This is a genomic window from Streptomyces sp. NPDC127106 (assembly GCF_042677605.1).
GTDB lineage: Bacteria > Actinomycetota > Actinomycetes > Streptomycetales > Streptomycetaceae > Streptomyces.
Window position 1 is genome coordinate 60280 of the sequence record NZ_JBHXTC010000042.1, and the last position, 11031, is coordinate 71310.

Genomic DNA, 11031 nt, shown 5'->3' on the forward strand with positions numbered 1-11031 from the left:
GGTTCGCGCGGGTGGCGGGTTCCGTCAGCGGGCGGGTGTCAGGAGCCTGCCCGCCGGGCGGTCAGTGGTTGCGGGGGAAGCCGAGGTCCACGCCCGCCGGGGCCTCGGAGGGGTCGGGCCAGCGGGTCGTGACGACCTTGCCCCGGGTGTAGAAGTGGATGCCGTCGTTGCCGTAGATGTGGTGGTCGCCGAAGAGGGAGTCCTTCCAGCCGCCGAAGGAGTGGTACCCCACCGGCACCGGGATCGGCACGTTGACGCCGACCATGCCCGCCTGGATCTCCAGCTGGAAGCGGCGGGCGGCGCCGCCGTCCCGGGTGAAGATCGCGGTGCCGTTGCCGAACGGCGAGGCGTTGATGAGGGCCACGCCCTCCTCGTAGGTCTCGGTGCGCAGCACGCACAGCACCGGGCCGAAGATCTCGTCGCGGTAGGCGTCGGAGTCGGTCCGGACGTGGTCGAGCAGGGACAGGCCGATCCAGTGGCCGTTCTCGTGGCCGTCGACCGTGTAGCCGGTTCCGTCGAGGACCACCTCGGCGCCCTGGTCGGCGGCGCCCTTGACGTACGAGGCGACCTTGTCGCGGTGGGCGGCCGTGATCAGCGGGCCCATCTCGGACGTGGGGTCGTTGCCCGGGCCGATCTTGATTTTCTCGGCGCGCTCGCGGATCTTCTCGACGAGGGCGTCGCCGATGGAGCCGACGGCCACGACCGCGGAGATCGCCATGCAGCGCTCGCCGGCCGAGCCGTAGGCCGCCGAGACCGCGGCGTCGGCGGCCGCGTCCAGGTCGGCGTCGGGCAGCACCAGCATGTGGTTCTTGGCGCCGCCCAGGGCCTGGACGCGCTTGCCGTGGGTGGACGCGGTGGTGTGGATGTAGCGGGCGATGGGGGTGGAGCCGACGAAGGAGACGGCCGCCACGTCCGGGTGCTCCAGCAGGGCGTCGACGGCGACCTTGTCGCCGTGCACCACGTTCAGCACGCCGTCCGGCAGGCCGGCCTCCTTGGCCAGCTCGGCCAGCTTGTTCGCAGCCGACGGGTCCTTCTCGCTCGGCTTGAGGACGAAGGTGTTGCCGCAGGCGACGGCCAGCGGGAACATCCACATCGGCACCATCGCCGGGAAGTTGAACGGGGTGATGCCCGCGACGACGCCGAGCGGCTGGCGGATGGCGGCGACGTCGACGCGGTGCGACACGGACGTCGACAGCTCGCCCTTGAGCTGCGTGGTGATCCCGCAGGCCAGCTCGACGATCTCCAGGCCGCGGGCGACCTCGCCGAGGGCGTCCGAGTGGACCTTGCCGTGCTCGGCGGTGATCAGCTCGGCGATCTCGTCGCGGTGGGCGTCGAGCAGGGCCCGGTAGGCGAAGAGCACCTTGGTGCGGGCGGCCAGCGAGGACTGGCCCCAGGTCTGGAAGGCCTCCTTGGCGACCCGTACGGCCGCGTCGACCTCGGCCGCGGAGGCGAGGGCGACCTGGGTGGTGACCTCGCCGGTGGCGGGGTCGGTGACCGGGCCGTAGTTGCCCGACGCGCCCTCGACGGTCGTGCCACCGATCCAGTGGTTGACGGTCTTCATTGCCTTTGCTCCTTCACAGATGGCGACGTCGCTGAGCGGCTTGCCGGTCGTACTCCTCGCGGGCCCGGACCGCTGCCGCACGGGTCGCGGTCTCGGCCACAGGAACATCCCACCACGCCTGTGCCGGGGGCGGGCCCGACACAGTGTCGGGTGTTCGGGTCTGTGTGTAGACACATGTGGGACGGTCGGCGTCCCGCGCCTCGGCGAGGGCTTTGCGCAGGTCACCGATGGTGTGGGCGCGGATCACGGCCATGCCGAGGGAGGAGGCGTTGGCCGCCAGGTCCACGGGCAGGGGCGGTCCGGTGTACGAGCCGTCGCCCGCCCGGAAGCGGTACGCGGTCCCGAAGCCCTCGCCGCCCACGGCGTCGGAGAGGCCGCCGATGGAGGCGTAGCCGTGGTTGTCGAGGATCACCACCTTGATCGGGACGCCCTCCTGCACCGCGGTGACGATCTCGGTCGGGTTCATCAGGTACGAGCCGTCGCCGACGAGCGCCCACACGGGCCGGCCGGGGTCGGCGAGGGCGACGCCGAGGGCGGCCGGGATCTCGTAGCCCATGCAGGAGTAGCCGTACTCGACGTGGTACTGGTGCGGGGAGCGGGCCCGCCAGAGCTTGTGCAGGTCGCCGGGGAGCGACCCGGCCGCGTTGATGATCACGTCGGTGTCGTCGACCAGGGCGTCGAGGGCTCCCAGGACCTGGGCCTGGGTGGGGCGGGCGTCGTCGTCGGGGGCGTGGAAGGCCTGGTCGACCAGGGCCCCCCAGTAGGTCTTGGCCTTGCGGTAGGTCTGCTCGTACGCGGGGTCCACCCGGTGGCCGGCCAGCTCGGCGCGCAGGGCGTCGAGGCTCTCGCGGGCGTCGCCGACGAGGGGCAGTGCGGCCTGTTTGTGCGCGTCGTACGGGTCGAGGTTGAGGCCGAGGAAGCGGACCCCAGGGTCCTGGAAGAGGGTGGACGAGGCGGTGGTGAAGTCGGTCAGCCGGGTGCCGGCGGCGATGACCAGGTCGGCGGCGCGGGCCAGGTCGTCGGCGGTGGCGGTGCCGGTGTGGCCGACGGCCCCCACCTCGGCGGGGTGGTCGTGGCGCAGCGCGCCCTTGCCGGCCTGGGTGGCGGCGACGGGGATGCCGGTGGCCTCGGCGAAGTCGCGCAGGGCGTCCTCGGCGGCGCTGTGGTGGATGCCGCCGCCGGCGATCAGCAGGGGGCGGCGGGCTGCGCGGACCGCCGCGGCGGCGGCGTGCAGCTCGGCGGTACCGGGCCGGGGCCGGCGTACGGTCCACACCCGCTCGGCGAAGAATTCCTCGGGCCAGTCGTAGGCCTCCGTCTGGACGTCCTGCGGCAGGGCCAGGGTGACCGCGCCGGTCTGCACGGGGTCGGCGAGTACCCGCATGGCCTGGAGGGCGGCCGGGACGAGGGCCTCGGGGCGGGTGATCCGGTCGAAGTGGCGGGAGACCGGCCGCAGGGTGTCGTTGACGGACACGTCGCCCGCGTGGGGCACCTCCAGCTGCTGGAGCACGGGGTCGGCGGGCCGGGTGGCGAAGGTGTCGCCGGGCAGCAGGAGGACGGGAATCCGGTTGATGGTGGCGAGGGCGGCGCCGGTGACCAGGTTGGTGGCGCCCGGGCCGATCGAGGTGGTGACGGCGTGCGCGGAGAGCCGGCCGCTGTGGCGGGCGTAGCCGACGGCGGCGTGCACCATGGCCTGCTCGTTGCGGCCCTGGAGGAAGGGCATGTCCGGCCGGCCGGTCTCCAGGAGGGCCTGACCGATGCCGGCGACGTTCCCGTGTCCGAAGATCCCCCAGGTGGCCGCGACCAGCCGCCGGCGGCGGCCGTCCCGCTCGGTGTACTGACGGGTGAGGAAGCGGACGAGGGCCTGGGCGACGGTGAGCCTCATCGGGTCGGGTCCTCCGCTCGGTAGAAGGGCAGCCGGGGGTCCACGTCCTGGCCGGGCCAGGTGTCCCGGATCCAGGCGTGGTCGGGGTGGTCCCGGATCAGCCACTCCCGTGCCCGGTCCGGTCCCGCCATCACGTTGAGGTAGTACATGTCGTGTCCGGGGGCGGCGATGGACGGCCCGTGCCAGCCGTCCGGGATGAGGACGGCGTCGCCCGTGCGCACCTCGGCGAGGATGTCGGTCTTCCCGGCCGGGGAGGGGCTGACACGCTGGTATCCGAGGCCGGGCGTGTCGCCGTGCGGGGCGATCTCGTAGTAGTAGACCTCCTCCAGGCGGGACTCCCGGCCCGGCTCGTGCTCGTCGTGCTTGTGCGGCGGGTACGAGGACCAGTTCCCGCCGGGGGTGAGCACCTCGACCGCGATGAGCCGGTCGCAGGCGAAGGCGTCGGCGGCGGCGAAGTTGTTGACCTGGCGGGAGCACCGGCCGGCGCCGCGGAGTTCGACGGGGACGTCGGCGGCCGGACCGTACCGGGCCGGCAGCACCCGCTCGCAGACGGCGCCGGCCAACGCGAACCGGCCTCCCCGCGGGGCGGTGATGCTGCTGCGGCTGCCGCGCGGCAGGTACGCGAAGTCGCTGACGGCGTCGAAGACGCCGGCGCGGCCGCGCAGCTCGAACACGGCGGTGCCGTCCTCGGCCGACGCCGGGTCGGGGGAGGTGCAGTGGACCGCCGCCGGGCCCGCGAGCGGCAGGACGATCCATTCGCACTCCCCCGCCTCGTGCTCGTACGTCCCGCCGGGGCCGAGGGACAGGATGCGCAGCCGGGCGTGCGGCAGCGCGTGGTCGGCGACGGCCGTCACCCGAGCACCTCCTCGATCTCGGCGGGGAACGGCATCGCCGACGAGCAGGCGAGCCGGGAGGCGACGATCGCACCGGCCGCGTTCGCGTACCGGAGCACCCGGGGCAGGTCCCAGCCCGCCAGCAGGCCGTGGCAGAGCGCGCCGCCGAAGGCGTCGCCGGCGCCCAGCCCGTTGACCACCTCCACCTCCACGGGGGCGGCCTCGGCCACGGTCCCGTCACGGTGCACGGCCAGGACGCCGTCGGGGCCCCGCTTGACCACGGCCAGCTCGACCCCGGCGGCCAGCAGCGCCCGCGCCGCCGCGTGCGGGTCGGACTCGCCGGTCGCGACCTCGCACTCCTGCGTGTTGCCGACGGCCACCGTGGCCAGGCCCAGGGCCTGTGCGTAGGGCTTCGCCGGGTCCTCCTCCCACAGCATCGGCCGCCAGTCCAGGTCGAAGACGGTGATCCCGGCCTTGGCCCGGGCTTCGAGCGCGGCCAGCGTGGCGGCCCGGCTCGGCTGCGCGCTCAGGCCCGTGCCCGTCATCCAGAGCACCCGTGCCGCCCGCAGTGCGGCCCGGTCCAGGTCGTCGGGCCCGATCTCCAGGTCCGGCGCCTTCGGCAGGCGGTAGAAGTACAGGGGGAAGCGGTCCGGCGGGAACAGTTCGCAGAACGTCAGGGGGGTGGGGTGGGCGGCCACTTCGGTCACCCAGCGGTCGTCGACCCCGAACCGCCGCAGCTCGGCCCGCAGGTACGTCCCGAACGGGTCCGCGCCGGTCCTGCTGATCAGCGCGGTGCGCCGGCCCAACCGGGCGGCCGCGACGGCCACGTTGGCGGGCGAGCCGCCGAGGAACTTCCCGAAGGTGTCCACCTCCGCGAGCGGTACGCCCGTTCTGAGCGGGTAGAGATCCACCCCGATCCGCCCCATGGTGATGAGGTCGAACACGACATCCTCCGCTGTGGTCACAGGCCAGTCCTCCCGCTCGTCCCGCACCCTAAGGTGGCCGTCATGACGTCCTCCCCGCCCGCGTTGACCCGTATCCGTGTCGGTTCGGCTCCGGACTCGTGGGGTGTCTGGTTTCCCGACGATCCGCAGCAGACGCCGTGGGACCGCTTCCTCGACGAGGTCGCCGGGGCCGGCTACGAGTGGATCGAGCTCGGCCCGTACGGCTACCTCCCCACCGATCCCGCCCGCCTCACCGACGAGACCGGAAGGCGGGGCCTGCGCGTCAGCGCGGGCACCGTCTTCACCGGACTCCATCACGGGCCCGCCGTGTGGGAGGAGACCTGGGAGCACGTGTCGCGGATCGCGGCGCTGACCCGGGCCATGGGCGCGGAGCACCTGGTCGTCATCCCCTCCTTCTGGCGGGACGACAAGACCGGCAAGGTGCTGGAGGACCGGGTGCTCAGCGCCGCCCAATGGCGTGAACTGACCACGCAGACCGAGCGGCTGGGCCGGGAGGTGCGGGACCGTCACGGGCTGCGGATCGTGGTCCACCCGCATGCCGACACGCACCTCGACAGCCCCGAGAACGTGGCCCGCTTCCTGGACGCCACCGACCCGGAGCTGGTCTCCCTCTGCCTGGACACCGGGCACTACGCGTACTGCGGCGGCGACAGCGTCCAGGCGATCGAGACGTTCGGCGAGCGGATCGGCTACCTGCACCTGAAGCAGGTCGATCCGCGGATCCTCACCGAAGTCCTCGCGGAGCAGCTGGCGTTCGGCCCGGCGGTGGCGCGGGGGGTGATGTGCGAGCCGCCGGCGGGGGTGCCCGCGCTGGAGCCGGTGCTCGCCGCCGCCCAGCGGCTCGGTGTGGACCTGTTCGCCATCGTGGAGCAGGACATGTACCCCTGCCCGCCCGACCGGCCGCTGCCCATCGCCCGCCGCACCCGCGCCTACCTGCGCTCCTGCGGCGCCCGCTGACCACCCGACCGCTGACCACTGACCCGCTGACCCGCTGACCACCCGCCTGCTGACCGCTGACCACCCGCCTGGAGGACACACGACATGAGCACGCTCGGCATCGCCCTCATCGGGGCCGGGAAGATGGGCACCGACCACGCCCGCCGGATCGGGCGGACGGTCGGTGGCGCCCGGGTGGCGGCCGTGGCCGACCCGGACGGCGACCGGGCCAAGGAGGTCACGGCCGGCCTGGACGGGGCGAGCGCCCACACGGACGCGGCGGCCGCGATCGCCGCGCCGGGGGTGCAGGCCGTCCTGATCGCCTCCCCCGGGCCGGCCCACGAGGAGGCCATCGGGCTCGCCCTGGAGCGGGGGCTCCCGGTGCTGTGCGAGAAACCGATGACCCCGGACACGGCGGGGGCGCTGCGCGTGATGGAGGCCGAGCAGCGGCTGGGCAGGCGGCTGGTCCAGGTGGGGTTCATGCGGCGGTACGACGCGGAGTACGAGGAGCTCAAAGGGCTGCTGGACGCGGGCGGGATCGGCCGACCGCTGTTCCTGCACTGCCGGCACCGCAACGCCGTCTCCCTGCCCTTCTTCACCAGCGACAGCCTGATCAACGACTCGCTGGTGCACGAGGTCGATGCGACCCGCTGGCTGCTGGGGGAGGAGATCGCCGCGGTGTCGGTGTTCTCCCCGCCTCCGACCTCGGCGGCCCCGCCGGAGCTGCACGATCCGCGGTTCGTGCTGATGGAGACCTCCGGCGGGGTCCTCGTCGACGTGGAGGTCTTCGTCAACTGCGGCTTCGGTTACGAGGTCCGGTGCGAGGCGGTCGGCGAGTCGGGCAGCGCCTCCATCGGCGAGCCCCGGGCGATGACCGTCCGCCGGGCGGGCGCCCGCTCCGGCGCGATCCCGCAGGACTTCACCGTGCGCTTCGCCGACGCGTACGACCGCCAGCTGCGGCGGTGGGTGGCGGCGGCCGCGCGGGGCGGGGTGGCCGGACCCGGCGCGTGGGACGGCTACGCCGCGGCGGCCGTCTGCGAGGCCGGGATCGCGGCCGGGCGCAGCGGAGTCCGGACCCCGGTGGAGTTGGTGGAGCGGCCGGCCCTGTACCGCTGAGCGGCGGCGCCCCCGGCCTCGCGGGCCGGCTTCCCGTAGGCCGGGGCCGCCCCCTGGGGGTGTCCCGTGAGGGCGTCCCCGGGGGATCCCGCGGGCATCCCGGAAGCCTCACCCGTCACAGGAGTCCCCCGCGGATCACGCATGTCCGCATCACGCCGATTTTCCGTCACAGGCTTTCGACAACCCCTCCCCCGTCGTCACACTCCGTCGTTCCCCGGGCACAACCCGAGCGATCGTCTGTGTCCACGCGCCGGCTCCCCCGACGGCCTCCCGGCCGGCCCGCCACGTGGACGAGGGAGGTGTCGTGGATGAGCGACGGACAGCTGTGGACGTACAAGGAGATCGCCGCCCATATCCGGGTCCAGCCGGACTCGGTCCGCTCGTACCGCAAGCACGGACTGCTGCCCCCGCCCGACCACGTCGAGGGCGGCAAGCCCTACTGGTACGCCGACACGGTCCGGGCGTGGGCGGCCCGCCGCCCCGGCAATCGGCGCCGCGACACCTGACCGCCCCGGAAAACGCCGACACCTCTCGCATTCATACCCCCTGGGGGTATAGTCTCTGGGTGTCGGGAGGACGGTGGAGTGACAGCCCCCGCGCTGCCCCCCTTCCGGCAGCACCGGACGCACCTTCGAAGAGGAGAACGACATGACCGCCGAGACGGACACCCGGACCACCACCGTCTACCGGGTGACGGGCATGACCTGCGGCCACTGCGAGGGCGCGGTGACCAGCGAGCTCTCCGCCCTGCCGGGCGTCACCTCGGTCAAGGCCGTCGCAGCGACCGGCGAGGTCACCGTGGTCTCCGGGACGCCGCTCGCCGACGAGGACGTCCGCGCCGCCGTGGACGAGGCCGGCTACGAGTTCGCCGGCCGCGCCTGAGGCCTCCGGCCCTCCGCGGCCGGCACCTCCAGCACCCTCCAGCACTGCGCAGCACCCGACCGGGCCGTACCTCCAGCTCATACTGGATCCGTACGGCCCGGATCCCCCTTGGAGCCGGATCATGAGCATGAGCACGAGTACGAGCAGCAGTACGGTGCACGACGGACCCATAGCGGCGGCGCCCGCCGACACCACCGAGGTCGAGCTGACGATCGGCGGGATGACCTGCGCCTCCTGCGCGGCCCGCATCGAGAAGAAGCTCAACCGGATGGACGGCGTCAGCGCCACGGTGAACTACGCCACCGAGAAGGCCCGGATCTCCTACGGCCCCGCCACCACGGTGGCCGACCTGATCGCGACCGTCGTCAAGACCGGGTACACCGCCGAGGAGCCCCCGCCGCCGCTGCCCGCGACCCAAGCGGAAGCGGAGGCTGAGGCTGGGGCCGAGGCGCCGAAGCGGGCGGCGGACCCCGAGACGGCCGCCCTGCGCGAGCGGCTGCTGGTCTCCGCCGCGCTCTCGCTGCCCGTCGTCCTGCTCGCCATGGTCCCGGCCCTCCAGTTCGACAACTGGCAGTGGCTCTCCCTGGCGCTCGCCGCGCCCGTGGTCGTCTGGGGCGCGCTGCCCTTCCACCGGGCCGCCTGGACCAATGCCCGGCACGGGGCCGCCACCATGGACACCCTCGTCTCCGTCGGCACCCTCGCTGCCTTCGCCTGGTCCCTGTGGGCCCTGTTCTTCGGCCACGCCGGAATGCCGGGCATGCGCCACGGCTTCGACTTCACGATCTCCCGCACCGACGGCTCCTCCACCATCTACCTGGAGGTCGCCGCCGGCGTCGTCAGCTTCATCCTGCTCGGCCGCTATCTGGAGGCCCGTTCGAAGCGGAAGGCGGGCGCAGCGCTCAAGGCCCTGATGGAGCTCGGCGCGAAGGACGTCGCCGTGCTGCGCGGTGGCCGCGAGGTACGGATCCCGGTGAGCGCCCTCGCGGTCGGCGACCGGTTCGTCGTCCGCCCCGGCGAGAAGATCGCCACCGACGGGACCGTCGTCGAGGGCAGCTCCGCCGTGGACGCCTCGATGCTGACCGGCGAGTCGGTCCCGGTGGAGACCGGGGTCGGGGACTCCGTCACCGGCGCCACCGTCAACGCCTCCGGCCGCCTCGTCGTCGAGGCCACCCGGATCGGCGCCGACACCCAGCTCGCCCGCATGGCCAAGCTCGTCGAGGAGGCGCAGAACGGCAAGGCCGAGGTGCAGCGCCTCGCCGACCGGATCTCCGGGATCTTCGTCCCCGTCGTCCTGCTCCTGACCCTCGGCACCTGGGTCACCTGGCTGCTGATCACCAGCAGCGCCACGGCCGCCTTCACCGCCGCAGTGGCCGTACTGATCATCGCCTGCCCCTGCGCCCTGGGCCTCGCCACCCCCACCGCGCTGATGGTCGGCACCGGCCGCGGCGCCCAGCTGGGCATCCTGATCAAGGGGCCCGAGGTGCTGGAGTCCACCCGCCGCGTCGACACCGTGGTCCTCGACAAGACCGGAACGGTCACCACGGGCCGGATGGCGCTGGCCGACGTCCACCCCGCCGAGGGCACGGACGAGGCCGAGCTGCTGCGCCTCGCCGGCTCGCTCGAGCACGCCTCCGAGCACCCGATCGGCCGGGCCGTCGCCGCGGGCGCGGCGACGGCGGTGGGCGCCCTGCCGGTCCCGGAGTCCTTCGAGAGCCTCGCCGGCCTCGGCGTGCAGGGCGTCGTGGAGGGCCACGCGGTCCTGGTGGGCCGCCCCCAGTTGCTCGCCGACCGGTCGATCCCGCTGCCGGACGGCCTCGCCGAGGCCAAGGCGGCCGCCGAGGCAGAGGGCAGCACCGCCGTCCTCGTGGCCTGGGACGGTGCGGCGCGCGGGGTCCTCACGGTGGCCGACGCGGTCAAGGACACCAGCAAGGAGGCGGTCTCGCGGCTGCGGGCGCTCGGCCTCACCCCGGTCCTGCTGACCGGCGACAACAAGGCCGTGGCCGAGACGGTGGCCCGCGAGGTGGGCATCGACGAGGTGATCGCCGAGGTGCTCCCGCAGGACAAGGCCGACGTCGTACGCCGTCTCCAGGCCGAGGGGCGTACGGTCGCCATGGTCGGCGACGGCGTCAACGACGCGGCCGCACTCGCCCAGGCCGATCTGGGCCTGGCCATGGGCACCGGCACGGACGCCGCCATCGAGGCGAGCGACCTGACCCTGGTCCGCGGGGACCTGCGGGTCGCGGCCGACGCGATCCGGCTCTCCCGCCGAACTCTCGGCACCATCAAGGGCAACCTGTTTTGGGCCTTCGGCTACAACGTGGCGGCCCTGCCGCTCGCCGCGGCCGGCCTGCTCAACCCGATGATCGCAGGGGCCGCGATGGCTTTCTCCTCGGTTTTCGTGGTGACGAACAGCCTGCGTCTGCGATCCTTCCGCTAGGGCGCCTCTCCTCACTCTGCGCACACTTCCTTCACAGGAGACGCAGATCACAGCGATGGCAACGTAACCATTGGGCCCCGCAGTGGGTCTAATGGGGCGATGCCGGAACGTCTTGGGGGACGTTCGACGGGGGTCTTGGGGGACATCCGTGGCATCGGCCGGCCGGGACGCGTGCTCAACGGGGTGCTTTGAGCGGCCCTCCCGACCCGTACGGGTCCCGGCAGACACCCGACCGGAGCGCAGCCGGCCTGCGCTCCTCGCCGACACCCCGGCTCGGATCCCGTGGGGGGAATCCGGTGCCGGGGATAGGAAAAGCGGCCCCGGCCGCCCCCCCCCGGGGGGTGAGCCGGGGCGGGCGTGGGGGGGGCGCCGGGCCCCGGCCCCCCCCCCACCGCCGCCCCCGCGCGCCGGCCCCCCCG

The 11031-nt window shown here is 73.6% G+C and carries 9 protein-coding genes; 5 read left to right on the forward strand and 4 right to left on the reverse strand.

Going from position 1 to position 11031, the window contains the following annotated elements; genetic code table 11:
- Positions 1-61: 61 nt before the first annotated feature.
- From ACFVGY_RS27945 to iolC, 4 genes are read right to left on the reverse strand one after another with little or no spacing between them, the layout of a single operon-like run.
- On the reverse strand, positions 62-1561 hold the full coding sequence (locus ACFVGY_RS27945) for a CoA-acylating methylmalonate-semialdehyde dehydrogenase (RefSeq protein ID WP_385681965.1): 1500 nt from the start codon (positions 1559-1561) through the stop codon (positions 62-64).
- 13 nt (positions 1562-1574) lie between these two features.
- Positions 1575-3443, reverse strand: coding sequence for a 3D-(3,5/4)-trihydroxycyclohexane-1,2-dione acylhydrolase (decyclizing) (gene iolD, locus ACFVGY_RS27950; RefSeq protein WP_385681967.1), 1869 nt, complete (start codon positions 3441-3443; stop codon positions 1575-1577).
- Positions 3440-4297 carry a 5-deoxy-glucuronate isomerase gene (iolB, locus tag ACFVGY_RS27955; protein WP_385681969.1) on the reverse strand — a complete coding sequence of 286 codons (858 nt, stop codon included), beginning with the start codon at positions 4295-4297 and terminating at the stop codon, positions 3440-3442. The genes iolD and iolB overlap by 4 nt, the downstream gene beginning before the upstream one ends.
- Complete coding sequence (gene iolC, locus ACFVGY_RS27960; protein WP_385681989.1) at positions 4294-5202, reverse strand: 5-dehydro-2-deoxygluconokinase; 909 nt, start codon at positions 5200-5202, stop codon at positions 4294-4296. The genes iolB and iolC overlap by 4 nt, the downstream gene beginning before the upstream one ends.
- 81 nt (positions 5203-5283) lie before the next feature.
- On the opposite strand from iolC, the gene ACFVGY_RS27965 reads away from it, so the two are divergent.
- The 5 genes from ACFVGY_RS27965 (at position 5284) to ACFVGY_RS27985 (ending at position 10612) form a co-directional block, all read left to right on the forward strand.
- On the forward strand, positions 5284-6198 hold the full coding sequence (locus tag ACFVGY_RS27965) for a sugar phosphate isomerase/epimerase family protein (RefSeq protein ID WP_385681971.1): 915 nt from the start codon (positions 5284-5286) through the stop codon (positions 6196-6198).
- Positions 6199-6282: 84 nt separating this feature from the next.
- Entirely contained in the window at positions 6283-7293 is a 1011-nt protein-coding gene (locus ACFVGY_RS27970; protein ID WP_385681973.1) for a Gfo/Idh/MocA family protein, read from the forward strand.
- A gap of 308 nt (positions 7294-7601) precedes the next feature.
- Positions 7602-7799, forward strand: a complete 198-nt coding sequence (locus ACFVGY_RS27975; RefSeq protein WP_385681975.1) for a helix-turn-helix transcriptional regulator — start codon at positions 7602-7604, stop codon at positions 7797-7799.
- A 142-nt stretch (positions 7800-7941) separates the two neighbouring features.
- Positions 7942-8175 carry a heavy-metal-associated domain-containing protein gene (locus ACFVGY_RS27980; protein ID WP_360627844.1) on the forward strand — a complete coding sequence of 78 codons (234 nt, stop codon included), beginning with the start codon at positions 7942-7944 and terminating at the stop codon, positions 8173-8175.
- 121 nt (positions 8176-8296) lie between these two features.
- Positions 8297-10612, forward strand: coding sequence for a heavy metal translocating P-type ATPase (locus ACFVGY_RS27985; protein WP_385681977.1), 2316 nt, complete (start codon positions 8297-8299; stop codon positions 10610-10612).
- Positions 10613-11031 lie beyond the last annotated feature (419 nt).

Bases quoted from the DNA above. Each gene is read 5' to 3' on its own strand.
- ACFVGY_RS27945 (WP_385681965.1), bottom strand. From the start codon at position 1,561: ATGAAGACCGTCAACCACTGGATCGGTGGCACGACCGTCGAGGGCGCG.
- iolD (WP_385681967.1), bottom strand. From the start codon at position 3,443: ATGAGGCTCACCGTCGCCCAGGCCCTCGTCCGCTTCCTCACCCGTCAG.
- iolC (WP_385681989.1), bottom strand. From the start codon at position 5,202: ATGGGGCGGATCGGGGTGGATCTCTACCCGCTCAGAACGGGCGTACCG.
- ACFVGY_RS27965 (WP_385681971.1), top strand. From the start codon at position 5,284: ATGACGTCCTCCCCGCCCGCGTTGACCCGTATCCGTGTCGGTTCGGCT.
- ACFVGY_RS27970 (WP_385681973.1), top strand. From the start codon at position 6,283: ATGAGCACGCTCGGCATCGCCCTCATCGGGGCCGGGAAGATGGGCACC.
- ACFVGY_RS27975 (WP_385681975.1), top strand. From the start codon at position 7,602: ATGAGCGACGGACAGCTGTGGACGTACAAGGAGATCGCCGCCCATATC.
- ACFVGY_RS27980 (WP_360627844.1), top strand. From the start codon at position 7,942: ATGACCGCCGAGACGGACACCCGGACCACCACCGTCTACCGGGTGACG.
- ACFVGY_RS27985 (WP_385681977.1), top strand. From the start codon at position 8,297: ATGAGCATGAGCACGAGTACGAGCAGCAGTACGGTGCACGACGGACCC.